This is a genomic window from Streptomyces sp. NPDC043861, from assembly GCF_056435905.1.
The window spans coordinates 1-17,323 of the sequence record NZ_JBWKDP010000024.1; the positions used below are offsets into that span (position 1 = coordinate 1).

The following is a 17,323-nucleotide window of genomic DNA, read 5'->3' on the forward strand; positions in this document are numbered from 1 at the left end:
GAAGAACGTGGCCGTCCTCCTGGGGATCTCCCAGCGCACGGTACAGAGGTGGGTCACTACCCGGCCGGGAATGCGCCGCCGCCCCAGTGCCGTGCGACCGTGTCGTCCGACACCCATGGCCTGTGGGCCTGTTGGAGTTGACGTGAACTCAGGTGGGTACCCGCCCTTCTCCGGGCTCGCCCCGGCCCCGGCAGCGCCAGCACTGACTGTCGACGGACATGTTCTGGCCTCCGTCGAGCTGCCAGACAGCACATCCCAACCCCGCTCCGCCCCAACGATGACCAACACAAAAACCGCGGAACAGCGATCTCCACCGGGCGGCCACCGACCACGCCATCCGTGACCGCACACGATGCTCAACCACCCGCATCACGCTCTCATTTCAAGCCATCCGTACACGACTGGCCTACTGACCACGGCTGCCGTGCCCAGCACAGGTGGCGCACCACACCCTCTTGGGTGACGGCGGTTCCGACCCCGCACAAGGCCAGCATCGCGGACATCAGCGCCTTCCCCAGTCAGCTTCAAGAACGCCGGCGGCCAGGTTCGACTTTGCATGGATGACTACCGCGGCAGAGCCGGCTCAATTCGCAACAGACTCGACAAGTCGAAACGTCAGACACACCAGAAGGGTGTGATCTGCCACCGGCGTGCCGATGTGCTCCCAGAAACGTTGATGGCCCACCCGCCACTCATCGAGCGAGGCATCGCCCTCGCCTTCGGCCACCGCGTGTTCCCACGTCACATCGCCGAAGGGCTTGACCTCTACCCCTGTGATCTCGACAGTCGCCACAGCCTGACCCGTGTTGTCGAGCAGAGCCAGCCGTTCTCCTACGAACTCAAGCCCCTCTGTCTCCTGGGCGTACTCGCCCAGAAGACCCGTCGTTGCCGACTTTGTTCCAGCCAACACAAATGAGTTGAGCCGCTCGCGTATCTCACCGGGGGTGCCCAGTTCAAGAGCGCGCATACCGTTGACTCGGGGCCACATCGCCTTATCGCCTCATTCATATCGCTTGGCACTATTGGTTGCTTCCCCGCAACCATACGAGGTGGCGCGGTCACAGCGTTGACTGCTGTCGCCCCCTGCTGACCAGGCGCCATTCACCGGCCCTCCGAGGGCGTTCCACCCTCGTAGGCATCCCCACCGCTGCCACCCACCGCACCGTCGACCTCCTCACCGAGGATGCGGGCGTGCTGCGTCGAACACGGCCCGAGGCAGGGGCCAAGGTGGCGTCCGACGCCCTGCGGCGTCCGGACGTCGCGGCCGACGAACTCACCCACTGGATCTGGGCGGCCCGCGCCCTCGACCAAGGACCACAGCCGGCCCAAGGCATCGCCGCCTTCCTCCAAAACGACCGCGACGCCGTAGTCAACGGCCTCACACTGCCCTGGAGCTCCGGCGCCGCCGAAGGCCAGGTCACCCGCATCAAGCTGATCAAACGCCGGTCCTACGGCCGAGCCTCCTTCGCACTCCTGCGGACGCTCGTCCTCGCCCAGCCGCCGTGACCCGGAGCAGTCTCTTGAGCTGGGGCGACCGACCTGGATGTGACATCCTGCCATCGTGCTTTTGAGTGATCACGCGAGCAGCGTCGAGCTTTGCCCCCTGCGCTACCAGTTCCCCGCCACCCGGGGAGACTCGTACGACGACAACTGGCTGGTCATCAGTGGAAAGGTGACGACTCCCGAGGGCAGTTGGTCGTTCGCTGATCCATGTCTGCTGACCGACGAGGCCCGTGAGGTGACCACCTGGCTGCGCGCGGTGGCGGCGGGGAAAGTATCCGTAACCGGTCAGGATGCCGAAGGCGAATTGTCCCCGGACACCTGGTTCGTCGAGCCCATCCTGGCTTTCAGCCTCGCCGATCGAAGCGAGGGCGTGGCGGTGATCCGCATTCACCTGTCCCTGGAGGCTGCACCCTCATGGCAGCAGGGTGCCGAGAGCACGGGCATTTACCAGTACGCCGTGGAGGTAGAGGTGGATACGGATGCTCTGCTTCACGCCGCCGACCAGTGGGATCTCGCTCTAGCGTCCTTTCCGCCCCGCTGACCAGCATCGTTTGGCAGCGGCCATCACGAAATATCCGCCACAGCCGTTTTCAACGAGCCCCATCAAGACCACCGGAGCATACAGCCCGCGCGAGCGGGACCGGCTCAACGCTGAGATGACGTTGCACCTGACGTGAGCCAGCCTCAAAGTCTCCTCCTCAAGATCAGTGTCTCGAGTGTCCAAGCTCAGGGGTCAAGGCCCGTGACGACCTCGCCCCCTGTTTGTGCCTCACCGATCCGCCTGGACTGTGTTGTGATGACCGCTCTGGGGACGGACAGGTAGCGGCCCCGGGGCAGTCACCGCCCGGCTGCCTCAGGGCGGCGATGACGACGGCGTCGCAGCGCCACCACGCTGCCTTCGGCGGCGCCCGGTCGGGCGGCACCGAAGGCAGGGCTACGGCTCACCTCCTCGTTTGGTGGTCGGGCGTCGGTCGTGGGCTGCCCTGGTCGGGGGTCGGTCGTGGGCTGCCCTGGTCGGGGGTCGGTCGTGGGCTGCCCTGGTCGGTGTCGGCGTGGTCGATGGCCACTTGGTCGTGGGCGGCCTGCATCGCGGTCGGCAGGTACCGCCAGTACGTGAACTGGGGTGCGGTGCGGTCCTCGACCGACCGGAGCGCGGCCTGGTGCTGCGGGGATCCCGGGTAGACGCCGTCCAGGGCCGTGGCCTTGAAGCGGCGCCAGGCCCATGCGGCGGCCGCGTACGTAGCGCCGACAGCGGCACCGATCGGGTAGAGGAGAGCAAGGTTGGCCATGGCGGGGCCTCCTGTCGATGTGGTGGGGCCCCGCCTTTCGGGGCTGTTCGCTGGTGAGCTCCGGCTGCTCGTGCTCGAAGGCGCGCTTCTGGACCTCCGGCGTGAGGGTCGTCCGGTAGCAGGCGCCACAGAGGTGCTCGTCGGCAAGACGGCAGGTCAGGCGCCTCGTGCCGGTCGTCGTACTGCGGGAAAGTCCGCTTCCCACAGCCGGTGACGATGGGGTGGTGAGCCATCCCAACCCAGGCAGTGCCACCGGGCAGGGCCTCGGCCGCAGCCTCTGCATTGAGGTGGTGCGGCTCGTACCTGATGAATCAGACGCCGTCGGTCACACCGGTGATGGCACCACGAGCTGTTCGGCCAGCCTGAGCCGGGCGTCAGGATCGGCGCAGTGACGTGATCACGAATGCGGGGATCACCGCCGCGCCGACGATCAGGTGCATCAGGGCCAGCAGGAGCTGGTCGGATGTTGTGATGCCGGCCCCGTTGTAGGGAAGAGTGGCGACGAGCACCAGAGCCGTGAGCGCCTCCCAGATGAGGGTGGCCCGCCGCGGGACGAATCGCTCCAGCAGCTCCAGGAGGGCCCAGCCGAGCAGCGGCGGGATGACGGAGGCGGCGATCACCGCGCTGATCTGGATGGACTGGGCTGGTCTGCCGAACACAGCAGGAGTCCTGAGGTCGTACCCGGCGACGTCGGTGAGGACGAGCACGTACGCGAGGTTCGCGAGGAGTGCGATGCCGATGGCGGCCAGTCGCAGCACCCGAGCGTTGGTTTCGGTGAGGCGGCGGGCGGATGGTCTCGGTGCAGATGATGCGGTGGCCACGATGGTTGCTCCGTTGGAAGAGGTCGGGGGTCAGCGGATGACGGGCAGGATGAGGGGGAGGGATGGTCGGCGTCCTGGTGGATGAGGCCGCGGCCCGCCCACCTGGTGGCGTACCAGTGGGGGACAGGTCGTCGACGTCCGGGGAGTCGCCGTTGGCGATCTCCAGGCGGATACGGCTGCCCTTGGGGAAGAGCCGGCTCGATCGGACCGGTCTCGTCGACAGCGCCGGTGGGTGCAGCAGGTCATTTCTGGTCGGGCCCTACGGCGTGCAACGCCGGAACCTGGCCGCCCCCTTCGGGCAGGTACACCAGGATGCGCGCATGACCTCCTCCTAATTTCCTCACATGCGGAAACTAATTTCAGCGTATGCTGAAACTGTCACGGAGGGGAAGTCCCTTCTCTGACCTGTTACGGAAGGTGATTCGGTGTGACTGTGCGAGGCCCCCGGGGAGAGCGCGGAGAGCAGGCAGACAAGATCATCGCCGCCGCCCGCAGATCCTTCGCCACCCGCGGCTACGCGGCGACCTCACTGCGGTCGGTCGCCCAGGACGCCGGCGTCGACCCCGGTCTGGTGACCTACTACTTCCGCACCAAGACAGGGCTGCTGGAAGCGGTCATGCAACCCCCCGAGGCGTTCGGCGCAGCCGTGGCCGCCGCCGCCGAGCAGCCCGTACACCAGCGGGGACGCGCGTTCGTGCAGGCCACCTTGCACCTGTGGGAAGACCCCGTCTCCGCCGAAATCCTGCGTTCCATCATCCTCACCGCCGCACAGGAACCCGCCGCCATGCACCGCCTGCGGCAGTTGTTCTCCGAACTCGTCCTGGCCGTCGTCTCCCACGGCCTGCCCGACACCGAACGCACCCTGCGCGCCAGCCTCATCGCCACCCAGATCGTCGGCATGGTCATGAACCGCTACATCTGGCAGGTCGGCGACATCGCCACCCTCCCCACCGACACCGTCACCGACCTCCTTGCCCCCACCATCCAGCACTACCTCGCCGACCCCCTGCCATGAACTACCCAAAAGCCTCGGCACCGGCCGGAGACTGATGAGCTTTCACCCGATTCTTCTCCGGGCCGCCGCAGGGTCGCGATGAGGCCGGGTACGCGAGGGTGCCCGGGTTCCTAGGATGGAACCCGCCCGGAACAGGCTTGGGGAAACTGTGAGCACACCCGCACCGGACAGCGAGGAAACCGCCGCTCCGCCGCGGCAGAGCCGGACCAGAGACGCGAACGCCTCGCCCGGCACCACAACCGCCGGCAACCCCCGAGCCAGTTGGCCACCGCCCGCTCGACGCCCTCAGCCGCCACCGAGCAGCCCGCCGTGCCGAACGCATCGCCCGGCTCACCGCAGAGACCGACGCAGAACGCGCCGACCGACGTAAGCAACGCGCACTGCGCGCCCAATGGGGCATGGCCCTCGCCACCCTCGTCCCCGGCGTCGCCGCCGCGCTGGCGCTGCTGTGCACCGCCACCAGCCTCACCCAATCCCAGGAACCATCGAGCTCACCCGCAAAGGGCAGATCACCGACCGTTGCAACAACGCCATCACCAACCTCGGCGACGACTCCGAAGACGTCCGCCTCGGCGGCACCTACGCACTCCAACGCATCATGAACGACTCCCCCCGCGACCAGCCGGCCATTGTCCGCATCCTCAGCTCCTACATCCGCGTGCACTCCCCCGCGTCCGGCAAGGGGCAGAAGATGCCCGACGAACGCCCAGCCGACACAGCGGACACCGCAGCAGCACTCGACGTCCTGCGGACACGTGACACCGCGAAAGACCACGACGGAATCCTGAACCTACGCAAAGCGGATCTCCGCGGTTGGCTAGCTCTCCCTACGCTCGGGTGGCAGGACGCTTTGATGCCACCGTTCGCCGGCGCCTACCGCAAGGCGCGCTTCGACGCCGCGAACCTCAGCGAAGCCGACCTCCGCGGCGCTGATCTGCGAGAGGCAGTGTTCCACGGCACAATCCTTACCAAAGCAGAGCTGGTTGCTGCTGACCTGCGCAAAGTGAACTTCGCAGACGCGGACTGGAGTCAGGCCGACCTGGAAGGCGCGAATCTCGCCGGCGCCGGTCTCGGCTGGGCGAACTTTCGCAGCACTTCTCTCGCACGTGCCAACCTGAAAGACGCGTTGCTCCACGGGGCAGACCTCAAGGGAACAGCCCTCAGCTTTGCAGACCTGAGCGGTGCGGACCTCGGAGCAGCGAAGAACCTGACGGTTGACCAGCTCACCGGCGGAGCCCTTCCCCTGACCGGCCCCCGGATCACTGATGAAACCGAGCTGCCCGACTACCTGGCCGGGGACCCCCGCATACAGAAGTATAGAGAAGACACCAACTCGGCTGAAGCCGATCCACCGTGACCAGCAGCCGCTCACTTCTCATAACCCAGGTTGGCCACGCCTGACTAGGCCTATAGGGACCGGCGAAACGGAGGCATCCGTGGCGCGGACCTTGTACACATGCAGATGCTGGAGGGCCCATGAGCTGAACGGTCCGACCAAGGAACCCCTCTGCCGCCGCTGGACGCCAGTTCCGCACGTCCCTATCTACCGCCGGTGGTTTGAGCGTCCGCGTGCGCGCGATGTAGGGGATGCAGGAGTCCCGGAGACGGTGGTGGCTGATCTTGCTTCGTTTGGTGGACACCTTCCCGCTTGGGGACACTGATCCCCGCAAGGGTTCCACGACGGTCTCCCCGCGCAGCGCAGGTGGAGGCGTACCGCTGCGGCTCGGCCAGCGTCCCGCTGTGGGTCACCGCTCGCCGCCGTCTGGCAGCTGAGGCCGTGTCATCGCCGAGCACGCCCGGCGCGCACAGCGGGAGCTTCGCTACCAGCCGCCGAGCCAGGGCCGCTCAGGGCCGCCCCTCACACGCTGACCCAACGTGTCCGGAACGCTGACGCAGTGCGGGGCCCTCGGACAGCGTCCGAGGGCCCCAGCCCGAGATGCTCGTGCACTTGCCCCCCCGCTCGTCGATACGGGGAGTCTCCGATCGGCGACCGCAGGGACAGCGGCTTCCAGTTGAACTGACGAGCCGTCACGATATGTCGAGGCTAGAACCCCCTGTATTCACATCTTTCGATCGGCCCGTAGTAGCGGTAGCTCGTGCTGCCGGGGATTCGGTGCTTGCCTTCCACGCGCGTGCACCACTTCTGGTCTCCCGCCCTGTTGGTGGCCGCGGCGGTGTCATCGATGTAGTTGCCGGCCAGACTGTAGTTGTTCGTGAGCCCCGCGTTGCTGCCATCCCTGACGATGGAGACGGTGACGTGCAGGTCTGCAAATCGATCGCCGCAGGACAGGCCACCCGTGGCGTAGACCGTGGGCTGGCGGTAGAAGGGCTCATTCGCGAAGAGCTCGCAGCTCGCGGCGGAGGCCGCGGCGTGCGCCTGGGTCATCGGCAGCATTAGAGCCCCGGTACAGGCAGCAGTTAAGCCAGCTGCAACCAGACTCTTGACCTTCCTCATCACGGGTTTCCTCCTGTGTGCGTAGCCAGTCGGACAGCCGCCCGCCCTGTTGCGGTGCAGCTGCACAGATCTTGTCCAGCTGATCTGGTCCGGGCCAGATCCAGAGCATGTCCGGGACACGTCCTGGCTCGTCCCGGAGCACCACCCGGTTCTGCGCCCCCGCAGAACAGCATCGGCCTCCAACCTGGAACAAACCTTCCGAGAACCTTGAATTTCCTGGTCAGCACGTCGGCGTGCCGACCGAAACGTCCCCGCTTTGTCTGCCAGCCCCCGGATCCGCCCCACCAGCCCTGCGTGTGCGCGGCCAGTGGCACCCGATCGTCCACGCCGCCGACCGGCCGTGCCCTGGAGCGCTGGCTGACCACTCACCGGGCCCTGACCGCCGGACATCTGAAAGCACTTCAGGCCGGTGACATTCAGGAACTGTGGGTCACCACCGCACCCAGGCGCCTGCGTGGCGGGGCAGCCTGCCCGCTGCTGGAGGCAGCGCACCGCAAGTCGGCAAGGCGCCCAGAGGAACTCACGGGATGTCGCACATGAGGAATGCGCGACGGCTTCCTCCGACCATGGGGCGTCGGCCGATCCACTGAACTTTACGGAACGGACCGTTACCTCAGCCCAATTGCCAGGGTGGGCGGCGTCTGCTTCTCGGCTGCGATGGGCACCTGATCGACCCGGCTGTCGGTGTTAGCGTCGCCTTGGAGGCTCGTACGTGCATGCCCCGGACGAGATGTGCGCCGTACCCGGCCCGCCAAGACGACGCGCGGGGGTGCCGACGGGGCAGGACGTCGGCCGTGACATGGTCGGGCGCTCCCGCGGGCGAAGCCCCCAGACGGGGGCGCCGGACCGCGCCGGCCCCTCGCCGAACCGCGCTTCGAGCCAGGGGAATCCTGAAGGTGCCTGGTTATGGCCGGTTTTCCGGCCAGTGGCGGCGGTGGTGAACGACCGGGGCTACGGTCCGGCGGGCACCCGAAACCGCGTCTGTGCCTTCAGGGGGAGGTCACTGTCCGCCGAGGTAGTCGGTCTGCGAGGCGATCCGGTCCCCGCGCAGCTGCAGGACCGAGCAGAAACTGACGGTGACAGGCTCTCCCGCCGGAGGCAGGCCCGGGTGTACCCCGGAGCTGGTTCCCTCGAAGCGAATTCGACGGCGATGGCGTCTGCGTCGGCGATGATCCGCTTGATGGTGAACTTCCGGTCGGGAACGGCACCGGCGTACTCCTGCAGGTGGCGCACAAAGGCGTCCCGGCCGGTGAAAGGCGAGCCCGAAGGCGGGCACTCGTAGGTGGTGTCCTCGGTATACAGGTCCCCGAACCGGTCGAAGTCCTGGTCGCTGTAGGCGTCGACCCACTCGTGCACGAGCTCGTCGCTGTTCATGGCTCTGGTCTGTCTGTTGTCCAGAGCCCGGGTCAGGCATATTTGCCGAGTTCGCTGGCCTGGAGGGCGGCTTGGTCGTTGATGCCGATGACGTAGCCATCCGGGTCGCGGAAGTAGAAGATGCGCTGGCCGGTGTGGTCGGTGTCGGTGTCCTTGATGATTTCCGCGTGCCGGGAGATGCGGTCGTGAACACCGTCGAAGTCGTCCACGCCCAGGTAGAACATGCCGGCGAAGCCGATGGGGGTGTCGGCCAGGCTGGGCAGCCAGTTCTTCAGGTCGGCGTTGCTGTAGAGCATGGCGCAGAATCCGCCCTGGTAAAGCAGCATGTGGATGTCGTCGCCGGGGCGGGCGGTGCTGGAATCGACGTCGAAGCCGAGCTGCTTGTAGAACGCGATGCTTGCCGCGGTGTCCTTGACACTCAGGCAGGGAGCGAACGGCATGAATCCTCCATGGTCGGGTGCGGCCTTCACCAGGGTGCGAGCGCGGGACCGGCGTGCGCCGGGCGCCCCGCGGTTCCTGATCTCCGCCGGTCGGGGCGGGGGTGCACTCCGGGGGCCGCCGTCTTGGTGAAGCAGCCGCTGTGAGCGGCTGGGGCTGTCAGCGGGTGCTGCTGATGCAGAAGGGCTGGCCGGAGGGGTCGAGCAGGACGGTCCAGTGGTCCCCGCCCGGCTGGTGGGCGGGCTTGGTGGCGCCCAGCCCGAGGAGCCGCTTCTCCGCCGCCTCGACGTCGTCGAACCTGATGTCCATGTGGAAGGCGAGTTCGTCCCTCGGCCAGGTCGGGGCCTTGAACGACGTGGCGGACCAGAAGACGTACATCATGTCGCCGACCCACACGGGGAAGGCCGCCGGGTTGCCGTCCTCGTCCCGGTACGGCTCGGAGACCTGCGTGCCGAGGGCGGCGGCGTAGAACTCCGCGAGCCGGTGCCCGTCCTCGGCCCAGATCGCGTGCGACAGGACCTTGCCGCTCACGGCGCTGCCGGCAGATGTGTCGACCATGGTCTTCTCCTCTGATGGGGTGGGCTCGGCGGTTTCCGCCCTCTGGAACCGACCGTAACGAGCCAGTAGGACAGCTAATGTCCTATATGGCTCATGGTGGGGGTTCCGCGAATGGGGTGCCGTGAAGCGTGGGTAACGTGAGGCCATGGCGTATGACGAGGTGCTGGCGGAGCGGGTCCGGGAGCTGCTGGAGGAGGGCGACGAGGTCGTCGCGAAGAAGATGTTCGGAGGGCTCGTCTTCACGGTGCGGGGGAACACGGCGGTCGGCGTGGTCGGCGACGAACTGCTGGTTCGAGTCGCCCCGGACGACACCCCACAGGCCCTCGCGCAGCCCGGCGCGCGGCCCTTCGAGGTCCGCGGCCGGATCTCGAAGGGCTGGGTGATCGTGGCGGGAGAAGTCCTCGACGACCACGTCCTGGACGACTGGCTGCAACTGGGGCAGAAGGCCGCTGCCGCACTTCCGCCGAAGTAACCCCCGGGTGCGGGGGCGAGGCGGACGGTCCAGGGGGCGCACGACCAGCGGCAACGGCCAGAGCCTGCGGCAGCGTTGGTTCACCCTCCCGGCCGGGCGCGGAGGGCTGCGCACTGAAAGCTGCTCGCGGCCAGAAGATGCGGCGTTGGCTTGGGCCCCGGCCGAGGTCGGCGGGGTGATCCCGCCGGCTTGCCTGGCAAGGGTTGCATCTTCCGCAACGGCATGTGGTCAGGTGGAGCCGTCCCCCGCTGAAAGGCCCTGCTCATGCACTCGTCCTTCGTCCCACCGCGCCAGGTAAAGATTGGTGACGCGGCGGCCTTCGCCGGCACGACGCCGCGGGCGATCCGGCACTATCACGAGATCGGTCTGCTCCCCGAGCCTGAACGGGGTGGCGACGACCGCCGCCGCTACGGCTACCAGGACATGATCCGGCTGCTGTGGATCCGCAAGATGGCCGACGCCGGGATCGCCCTGGACGACATCCGCGACGCCTTCGCCGATGCACCCGGCGGCGACAGCGGCATCGAGAACGCCCTGGCCAGCCTGGAGGAGACCCTGGCGGCCCAAGAGGCCGTCCTGCGCCGCCAGCGTACCGCCGTACAGCGCATGCGCTCCGAGGGCAGCCGACTGGGCCTGCTCTCCCCCCTGGTCACCCACCGCCTCAAGAACCTGCCCCTCGCATCGCTGCACCAGACGGATCTGGACACCCTGCTCGTCAACGAGCAGATCTTCGGCCCACTCGGAGCGGCAATTACTGCTGACCGCTTCATCGTCCTGGCCACCCACCCCGACCTACGGGAGGAATCCGACCGCCTCGACGCCGCGGAGGAAGCCCTCGACGACAGCGTCGCCGTGGACGACCCGCGCGTTGCCCAGGTGGCAGCCCAGCGGCACGCCTTCGAGCGCGCCCTGTTGCGCGTGATCGAGGAGACGAGTCTGGAGGACGACTGCGAGGCACTGTTCGACGCCTATGAAGAACTCCACCCCCGCAGCGCCGGGGGAAGGGAAACGGCCGCTGACACTGCGGGGACGAAGGAGGGAAGGTGGATGAGTGCCCTCGAAGCGGTCGGCAAGATGCCCTACGACCTGCCTCCGGCCCGCCTGCGATGCATGGAACTAGCAGAAGAACTCGCCGCCCAGGACTGAACCCTCCCCGGCCAAAACAGCCACACCATCAGCCACCACGCCCCACCACTCGTACCCCGAGCCGCGCGCATTGCGCTATGCGACCGAGACCAAGTGCTCAGGCCAACGGTTGTACATGGAAGACCAGGTGCCCGACGGGCGTGGTCGTGTCGAGCGCCTCGTGTCAGCGAGGTGAAGCCGATGCCGCGCTTGCGTAGGCCGGAGACGATGAGGTCCTGGATGGAGCGGCCGAGCCGGTCCAGCGACGGGACGACGAGCGTGTCGCCTGGCGGAGGAAGTCGAGGGCCCTCCACAGTTCCTCGTGTTCGGTGTTCTTGCCGGACTTCGTGTCGGCGAAGATCCGGATAAACCCGGCTTCGGTGAGTGCGTGGATGTGCCGGTTGAGCAGTTGCCCCTTGGTTGGACGCGGGCCTACCCGACGAGGGCGCCGCTGCGTGCGGCGGGGACGGGGGCAAGGAGATCGGCGGTGTCGTCGTCAGGTGTCTGCGCCCGCGAGATCGTACGAAAGCGGCAGCTCTTGAGCACTCCGACTTTCTGACACCGTTGTACGTACATGATCCAGCGTCGATCCAGTCATACCTCAACTTTCCGATCTTGTTCATGAATCCCGGGCGAGGGTAGTGCATGCCCTCGTCAAGTAGGCGATTTTGGCCTAGGCGAATAAATGATCTAGCGAGCGCCCCGAACACTTGATTGACTACTTGCCGGTAATGCGAAAGGCACCACCGCGTAAGGAGAAGTAGCGTGCTCACAACACTCACCAGGAATACCGTCGCAGCGGTTCTGGCCGGAGCGCTGATGACGGTGGCCGGTCCAACGGTCGCTCACGCCCAGGCGCCGCAGAAGGATGACGTCAGGCCCTCGCCATTGACTGTATTGGACACAGGTGACGGTAAGTACGGGTTCATGAACTACAAGTCCGGGAAGATGCTGCAGCCCTCGGGCGGCAGCACCGCCAACGGCGCAAAGATCGTCCAGCAACCCCTGGCCGGGTCGGGTGGCGACTTAGTAGCCGCCCAGAACTGGACCGCCGTCAACGGCGGCGCCGCCACCTGGTTCAGCTTCGAGAACGTCCACTCACGCAAGAATCTCGGTATTAATGGCGCCAGCACCGCGGCTGGCGCGGCAGCCATCCAGGCAAATCCCGCCGGGGACACCAACCAGGACTGGCAGCTGAGATCGGGTGACTACCCTGCGGGGGTCTACGCGCTCAAGAACCGCAAGAGCGGCCTGTGCCTGGGTATTTCGGGCGCGAGTACCGCGAATGGCGCGCAGGCCGCCCAATTCCCCTGCGACGGGTCGAAGAACCAGGGTTGGAAGCTTATCGACGAGTGACCGAGAGGTCGCTGGTTCAGGCTCGCGTCCCCTGGGCGCGGCCCGGCCCCACTGGCTAGCGTGCGCGATTCCACCCTCGGAACTTGCCGTCATGACGCCCCGGACCTTGATTGGTCCGGGGCGTCATGACTTGCTCCAGGCAGACACTTCAGGGCATCGTCACGGCGGCGGTACGCGCCGTGCCAGCTTCCGGCCCCATGTTTGGCTCGGCGCTTCGATGTATCGGTAGGTCAGCACGCACAGCGGCAGCAGCACGGTGTAGAAAGCCGCTTCGAGCACGAGATTGTCCCGCTGCCACCGGCCGATCGTGCCGTCACTCACCGCCAGCAGCAGCGGATGCACCAGGTATACCGAGTAACTGATCGTTCCCAGCCCGATCAGCCACCGCGGTATCCGCCGGCGGCGCAACGCCAGCCCGGCACCGAAGGTGAGCACCGCGAGAAGGAATGCCACGATCCAACCGCGCCGTGTGAAATGAGACCCGTCGCCGTGCCAGTACGCACTCCCCACGGCGCAGGCGACCACCACGACGGCTGCGCACGCAGCGAACCGCCAGGAGTGCTGACCATTCTCGGCCCGATAGACGGCGGTGCCGAGGAACATCACGGCGAGGATCACCAGGCCCTCCCACATGGGGACCGTGCCGTTGAAAAGGACAAGGACGAGCGCCAGAAGCCCGCCCAACACACCCCCGAACACGCGAAGCGCGGACGACCCAGCGCTCGCAGAGCAGATGGCCACCACCATCGTGATCGAGGCCATCGCGACCAGCGGGCCGGTGCCGACCGCGCCCGAGAGGGCGGAGTTCGGCAGCACGAACCCTGCCGTCACGCTCGCGGCAGCGAGCACGGCCAAGGTGACGGCGACCGCTGCCGACCGCTGGTGCAAGCGAACCGTGAAAAGGGCTACGACCAGCAGGTAGAAGGCCATCTCATACGAGAGCGTCCACAGGACAAGAAGGAGATTGGGCGTCCCCAGCAACTCTTGCAGCAAGGTGACATGGGAGACCGCCACCGTGACGGGGCTCTGCCGATCGAAGTCGGCGCGAAGCTCCGCGATGCCCACCAGCTTGAGAACGAGGACCGGCACCACGACAGCCACCCACAGCGGGTACATACGGAAGACACGGCCGATCCAGAAAGTCCTGACACAGCCCCGGCGCTCAAGCGACGCAGGGATGATGTAACCGCTCACAAGGAAAAACACCATGATGCCGTACCGGCTGGTGTTGAACTCCGGCATCAGCTCCCGCCGTAACTCCGCCATAAAAGCGTACGACGAGTGATCGAACACCACCACAAGTGCCGCTAGGCCGCGCAACGCGTCTAACCAGCCCAACCGCGACGTAGAGGTCGGCGGGCCAGACGCAGGTAATCGTGGTGGTACGGAGGGCAGCCGCTCAAGCGGCGGAGAGACGGGGGGTGGGAGTTCCATACTCATCATCACGTCCCGCCTCTCGCTGCTGTTCAACTACACGTCGATCATCCACCGATACGCTTCGGAGTCGATGACCGGGAGCAATTGGAGCGGGCCGATCAGCAGCTCCCGCGGCATCTGCCGACGACCCGCGGGCCCCGGACCGCAAGACCTGCGGGCCGGTGACCGCGTCCAGCGCGACACACGCCAGCTTGCCGGGCCCTGGTGCTCGCCCGGTAACCGCTCTCATCCAATCGAGGCGTTACTCGACCCTTCCGACCTGTCGCGGCCATATGCTGGTGCTGACCCGGACTTTGGCGACGCATGCATGTGCGCGATGTGACAGGACCTCAGGCCGGGACTCGCCCAGGAGTGACCACTGGCGCGGTAAGGTTTCGGGCCTCTCCGGGAGGGAGCCGACTGTGCGTGGCTCTCCGGGTCAGCCGGTGGTGCGGTAGGCGACGACGTTGTTCTTGTCGTCATCCAGGGCGATCCCGGTATACCCGTTGACGACCGAGGGAGCGAGCTTGGGTGAGGCGTTGATGTCGGCGCCGGTCTGGGCGTTCAGGAGGATCGGCCCGTTCTCGGTAATGCCGTAGACGATGCCGTTGTGCACGGCGCTGACGTCGGGCGCGACGCGGGCGTGGGCGCGGTCCGGGAGCTGCCAGCGCAGGTCGGCGCTGTCGGCGTCGACGCCGAAGACTCGCTCGCCCCGAGGGGAATAGCAGACCGTGACGGATTTCCCGGCGTAGGTGCAGCTCAGGGCGCTGGTGCCGCCGTCGACGGTGCTGGCGACCTTCCCGGTACGGGCGTCAAGGAGTTGGGCGAAGTCGTCCCCGTCGCCATAGTCGCGGCCGGTGAACAGTGCGAGGTTGGGGCCGGCGGGGCTTGTGGATGACCCGTAGCCTACTTGCTGGCTGGTCCACCGTGATGCGCCGGTGTTGAGGTCGACGCCTGTCGCGTGCTGTTGGTTGGTGTCACTCGGCTGTCCAGACCGACGACGACGTCACCGGTGACCGAGGAAGCGGCAAAGTTCTTGGTCCACAGCTTCTTGTGGGTGGTCAGGTTCACGGCGTAAGTGACAGCATGCTCACCGTCCGAGACTTGGACGACGGCGATGCCGTTGTCCGCGCCAACCGCCGTGGTGGTGAGCCGACTGTAGGAGTCCTGGGCCCACTCCGGCAGGTTGACCTGCGTGCTCCATAACTTCTTGGCGGCCTCAGCGTCCACGCCCGTGATCTCGACTGCGTTGTGGCCAGCGGTGGTGCCAGAGCCGGAAATCCTGACCAGGAAGGGCACGATGACTTGCGTCTTGGAGCCTGCCGTGCCGAGAGCAGGTGCCTCGGCCGGGTTCTCACTGGAGAATTCGTTCGGCTCGTTCAATACCTCATGCCGGGGGCGCACCTTGGCCAGATGCTCCCCGGTAGTGGTGTCAACGGCAAGCAGATGGTTCTCGGCCGCAATATAGGCGGTGGTCCGGTAAAGGGTGATGGGCAGCGGGCGCGCGATGACCCCACCGAGAGTGATCTTGCCGTTGCCGGCGTCCTCGGGCAGGGGGACGGGCTGACTGCGGCTGAAGGAGCGCGGTGGCTCGTAACTGGTGCGCTTGGGTGCGGCGTCCGGCGACTGCTTGCCGACGGATTCGCCTTGCGGGGCGTCGCCGCTGCTGCATGCGGCCGTCAACAGGAGCACTGCCGTCGCGCAGACTCCCCTGATGACCTGGTGCGTGCGCCGCCGTGACACGTCCATCCCCCTGTCGTATGCGAATGCGTAGAGCACGTTCTGCCGCCCGGACAGGGTGACGGCCACGCGCCGCCCGGCACAGCACCGGGACGGCGCGTCACATCACAACAGGGCAAACGTTGCCTGCTACGGCACTAGACGCGTCATGGACGACATCGGCACCTTCGTACGGCCGTGACCGACGACGACGTGGCGCATAACCGAGGTCGACGCCCTCCGACCACATGCGGCATTCGACACTTACTGTTGCTTTTCACGCAAAGTTCCCGTGGGATGGAGTTGAGCCGTGACGCACGCCGAGCCGTCCGGTGGTGGCGAGCCGACATCCTCCCCCGAGGGCGAACGGCGCAGCTGGGCTCCGCTGTTGGCCGTGTGCGCCGGCTATTTCATGGTGATCCTGGACGTGACGATCATCAACGTCGCCGTACCGGTGATCGGCCGCGAACTGTCGGCGTCCCTCACCGGCATCCAGTGGATCACCGACGGCTACACACTCGTCTTCGCCGGATTCCTGCTGACCGGCGGCGCGCTGGGCGACCGGCTGGGCAATCGCCGGGTCTTCTGCGCCGGCGTCGCGGTGTTCACCGCGTCCTCCGCCGGGTGCGCGCTGGCGCCGAACGCTCCCCTCCTCGTCGCGGCCCGCCTCGTCGAAGGACTCGGGGCCGCACTGATCGTCCCCGGCTCCCTCGCCCTGCTGCAACAGGCCTATCCGGCGCAGGCGGCACGCTCGCGCGCCTTCGGCCTGTGGGGTTCGATGGCCGGCATCGCCGCCTCGGCCGGTCCGCTGCTGGGCGGGCTGCTCGTTTCCACCGTGGGCTGGCGCTGGGTCTTCCTGATCAATCTGCCGGTCGGCGCCGCCTGTCTCACCCTGACCCTGCGGCATGTGGCGCCCTCGCCCCGACGCGCCGACCGGACCTTGGACTGGCCCGCCCAGTGCGCCGTCGTGGCGACGGTGGCACTGCTCACCGCGGCACTCAACGAGGCCGGACGGCGAGGCTGGACCGACCCGGCGGTCCTGGCCGGCCTGGGCCTGGCCGTACTGGCCGCCGTGGCATTCGCAGCCCGCGAGAGGCTGGCCCGCTCCCCCGTTCTCCCGCTCGGACTGCTGCGCTCCAAAGCGATGAGTGGCGGGGCGGCGATTGGCCTGCTGTTCAACTTCGCCTTCTACGGCATGGTGTTCACGGCCAGCCTGGACTTCCAGCACCAGCGCGGCTACAGCGCCCTCGAAACCGGGCTGGCCCTTTTTCCGGCGGTGGCGATGACCATGTTCGCCTCGGTCCTGTCCGGTCGGCTGGCCCGCCGTACCGGCGACCGGCCGCTGGTGATCACGGGCATGCTCCTTGCGTTCCTGGGGCTCGCCGGCTGGGCCGCGGCGGGCACCCATCCCGCCTACGCACTCCTCATTGCCCCGATGATGGCCGCGGGCTTCGGCACCTCGTTCGCCCTCACCGGCTCGACCACCACCGTCATGGGGGCCGTACCCGCCGCCTACTCGGGCACCGCCTCCGCCCTGTTCAACACCACACGCCAGATCGGCAGCGCCACCGGCGTCGCCCTCGGCGGCAGCCTGCTCGCCACGGCTACCGACCCCTCGACCGGCCTGCGCATCAGCATGGCCACCGGCGCGGCGGCCTATCTCACGGCAGCAGTCCTCGCATGGCTGAGCGTGCCGGGGAAACCGAGCCGAAGCTAGGGCGTGTTGCCCTGTGCGACTTCTCAATGCTGGTGTCAAGCCGCGTCGGGTGCCGTCCGGACGAG

The 17,323-nt window shown here is 67.1% G+C and carries 19 protein-coding genes and 1 riboswitch; of the genes, 8 read left to right on the plus strand and 11 right to left on the minus strand.

Annotated elements, in window-relative coordinates; translation table 11 throughout:
- Positions 1-583 precede the first annotated feature (583 nt).
- Positions 584-967, minus strand: a complete 384-nt coding sequence (locus tag AC068D_RS35070) for an ASCH domain-containing protein (protein WP_478827197.1) — start codon at positions 965-967, stop codon at positions 584-586.
- 224 nt (positions 968-1,191) lie between these two features.
- On the opposite strand from AC068D_RS35070, the gene AC068D_RS35075 reads away from it, so the two are divergent.
- Positions 1,192-1,506, plus strand: coding sequence for a transposase (locus tag AC068D_RS35075; RefSeq protein WP_478827198.1), 315 nt, complete (start codon positions 1,192-1,194; stop codon positions 1,504-1,506).
- Positions 1,507-1,561: 55 nt separating this feature from the next.
- Positions 1,562-2,044, plus strand: coding sequence for a WapI family immunity protein (locus AC068D_RS35080; protein ID WP_478827199.1), 483 nt, complete (start codon positions 1,562-1,564; stop codon positions 2,042-2,044).
- Positions 2,045-2,444: 400 nt separating this feature from the next.
- Here the strand turns inward: AC068D_RS35080 and AC068D_RS35085 are convergent, their stop codons facing one another.
- Together AC068D_RS35085 and AC068D_RS35090 are read right to left on the minus strand one after the other, a co-directional pair.
- Complete coding sequence (locus tag AC068D_RS35085; protein WP_478827200.1) at positions 2,445-2,792, minus strand: hypothetical protein; 348 nt, start codon at positions 2,790-2,792, stop codon at positions 2,445-2,447.
- 374 nt (positions 2,793-3,166) lie between these two features.
- Positions 3,167-3,613 carry a DUF6069 family protein gene (locus tag AC068D_RS35090; protein WP_478827201.1) on the minus strand — a complete coding sequence of 149 codons (447 nt, stop codon included), beginning with the start codon at positions 3,611-3,613 and terminating at the stop codon, positions 3,167-3,169.
- A 427-nt stretch (positions 3,614-4,040) separates the two neighbouring features.
- Between AC068D_RS35090 and AC068D_RS35095 the strand changes: the two genes are divergently transcribed.
- Entirely contained in the window at positions 4,041-4,628 is a 588-nt protein-coding gene (locus AC068D_RS35095) for a TetR/AcrR family transcriptional regulator (protein ID WP_478827202.1), read from the plus strand.
- Between the two features lie 448 nt (positions 4,629-5,076).
- Entirely contained in the window at positions 5,077-5,985 is a 909-nt protein-coding gene (locus tag AC068D_RS35100) for a pentapeptide repeat-containing protein (protein ID WP_478827203.1), read from the plus strand.
- Between the two features lie 687 nt (positions 5,986-6,672).
- Here the strand turns inward: AC068D_RS35100 and AC068D_RS35105 are convergent.
- The 4 genes from AC068D_RS35105 to AC068D_RS35120 all read right to left on the minus strand — a co-directional run bounded on the left by AC068D_RS35105 (position 6,673) and on the right by AC068D_RS35120 (position 9,453).
- Positions 6,673-7,014 (minus strand): hypothetical protein, encoded by a 342-nt coding sequence (locus AC068D_RS35105; protein WP_478827204.1) that lies wholly within the window; start codon positions 7,012-7,014, stop codon positions 6,673-6,675.
- 775 nt (positions 7,015-7,789) lie between these two features.
- Positions 7,790-7,849: riboswitch (guanidine-III (ykkC-III) riboswitch) on the plus strand.
- Positions 7,850-8,034: 185 nt separating this feature from the next.
- The gene (locus AC068D_RS35110) at positions 8,035-8,457 is read right to left on the minus strand and encodes a nuclear transport factor 2 family protein (RefSeq protein ID WP_478827205.1); all 423 of its coding nucleotides are present in this window, start codon (positions 8,455-8,457) and stop codon (positions 8,035-8,037) included.
- A 32-nt stretch (positions 8,458-8,489) separates the two neighbouring features.
- Positions 8,490-8,897 (minus strand): VOC family protein, encoded by a 408-nt coding sequence (locus AC068D_RS35115; protein WP_478827206.1) that lies wholly within the window; start codon positions 8,895-8,897, stop codon positions 8,490-8,492.
- A 157-nt stretch (positions 8,898-9,054) separates the two neighbouring features.
- On the minus strand, positions 9,055-9,453 hold the full coding sequence (locus tag AC068D_RS35120) for a VOC family protein (RefSeq protein ID WP_478827207.1): 399 nt from the start codon (positions 9,451-9,453) through the stop codon (positions 9,055-9,057).
- Positions 9,454-9,598: 145 nt separating this feature from the next.
- Here AC068D_RS35120 and AC068D_RS35125 point away from each other — a divergent pair, with 145 nt between their 5' ends.
- Both AC068D_RS35125 and AC068D_RS35130 read left to right on the plus strand, forming a co-directional pair.
- Entirely contained in the window at positions 9,599-9,925 is a 327-nt protein-coding gene (locus AC068D_RS35125) for a TfoX/Sxy family protein (protein WP_478827208.1), read from the plus strand.
- 264 nt (positions 9,926-10,189) lie between these two features.
- On the plus strand, positions 10,190-11,071 hold the full coding sequence (locus AC068D_RS35130; RefSeq protein ID WP_478827209.1) for a MerR family transcriptional regulator: 882 nt from the start codon (positions 10,190-10,192) through the stop codon (positions 11,069-11,071).
- On the opposite strand, the gene AC068D_RS35135 is transcribed toward AC068D_RS35130, so the two are convergent.
- Positions 11,005-11,697: a recombinase family protein gene (locus AC068D_RS35135; RefSeq protein ID WP_478827210.1), complete on the minus strand. Its 693-nt coding sequence runs from the start codon at positions 11,695-11,697 to the stop codon at positions 11,005-11,007. The two genes, AC068D_RS35130 and AC068D_RS35135, sit on opposite strands and share 67 nt — an antisense overlap.
- 118 nt (positions 11,698-11,815) lie before the next feature.
- Here AC068D_RS35135 and AC068D_RS35140 point away from each other — a divergent pair, with 118 nt between their 5' ends.
- Entirely contained in the window at positions 11,816-12,406 is a 591-nt protein-coding gene (locus tag AC068D_RS35140) for an RICIN domain-containing protein (protein ID WP_478827211.1), read from the plus strand.
- 159 nt (positions 12,407-12,565) lie between these two features.
- Here AC068D_RS35140 and AC068D_RS35145 read toward each other — a convergent pair whose 3' ends face one another.
- The 3 genes from AC068D_RS35145 to AC068D_RS35155 all read right to left on the minus strand — a co-directional run bounded on the left by AC068D_RS35145 (position 12,566) and on the right by AC068D_RS35155 (position 15,631).
- On the minus strand, positions 12,566-13,840 hold the full coding sequence (locus tag AC068D_RS35145; RefSeq protein WP_478827229.1) for an acyltransferase family protein: 1,275 nt from the start codon (positions 13,838-13,840) through the stop codon (positions 12,566-12,568).
- A 421-nt stretch (positions 13,841-14,261) separates the two neighbouring features.
- Entirely contained in the window at positions 14,262-14,438 is a 177-nt protein-coding gene (locus tag AC068D_RS35150) for a hypothetical protein (RefSeq protein ID WP_478827212.1), read from the minus strand.
- Positions 14,439-14,728: 290 nt separating this feature from the next.
- Positions 14,729-15,631: a hypothetical protein gene (locus AC068D_RS35155; protein ID WP_478827213.1), complete on the minus strand. Its 903-nt coding sequence runs from the start codon at positions 15,629-15,631 to the stop codon at positions 14,729-14,731.
- 220 nt (positions 15,632-15,851) lie between these two features.
- Between AC068D_RS35155 and AC068D_RS35160 the strand changes: the two genes are divergently transcribed.
- A complete protein-coding gene (locus tag AC068D_RS35160; RefSeq protein ID WP_478827214.1) occupies positions 15,852-17,258 on the plus strand; it encodes an MFS transporter in 1,407 nt (468 codons plus the stop codon).
- Positions 17,259-17,323: the final 65 nt, after the last annotated feature.

Excerpts from the sequence above, each read along its gene's own strand:
- AC068D_RS35130 (WP_478827209.1), top strand. The coding sequence starts at position 10,190 with ATGCACTCGTCCTTCGTCCCACCGCGCCAGGTAAAGATTGGTGACGCG.
- AC068D_RS35110 (WP_478827205.1), bottom strand. The coding sequence starts at position 8,457 with ATGAACAGCGACGAGCTCGTGCACGAGTGGGTCGACGCCTACAGCGAC.
- AC068D_RS35115 (WP_478827206.1), bottom strand. The coding sequence starts at position 8,897 with ATGCCGTTCGCTCCCTGCCTGAGTGTCAAGGACACCGCGGCAAGCATC.
- AC068D_RS35070 (WP_478827197.1), bottom strand. The coding sequence starts at position 967 with ATGCGCGCTCTTGAACTGGGCACCCCCGGTGAGATACGCGAGCGGCTC.
- AC068D_RS35125 (WP_478827208.1), top strand. The coding sequence starts at position 9,599 with ATGGCGTATGACGAGGTGCTGGCGGAGCGGGTCCGGGAGCTGCTGGAG.
- AC068D_RS35120 (WP_478827207.1), bottom strand. The coding sequence starts at position 9,453 with ATGGTCGACACATCTGCCGGCAGCGCCGTGAGCGGCAAGGTCCTGTCG.
- AC068D_RS35105 (WP_478827204.1), bottom strand. The coding sequence starts at position 7,014 with ATGACCCAGGCGCACGCCGCGGCCTCCGCCGCGAGCTGCGAGCTCTTC.
- AC068D_RS35135 (WP_478827210.1), bottom strand. The coding sequence starts at position 11,697 with ATGCACTACCCTCGCCCGGGATTCATGAACAAGATCGGAAAGTTGAGG.
- AC068D_RS35145 (WP_478827229.1), bottom strand. The coding sequence starts at position 13,840 with ATGGAACTCCCACCCCCCGTCTCTCCGCCGCTTGAGCGGCTGCCCTCC.
- AC068D_RS35085 (WP_478827200.1), bottom strand. The coding sequence starts at position 2,792 with ATGGCCAACCTTGCTCTCCTCTACCCGATCGGTGCCGCTGTCGGCGCT.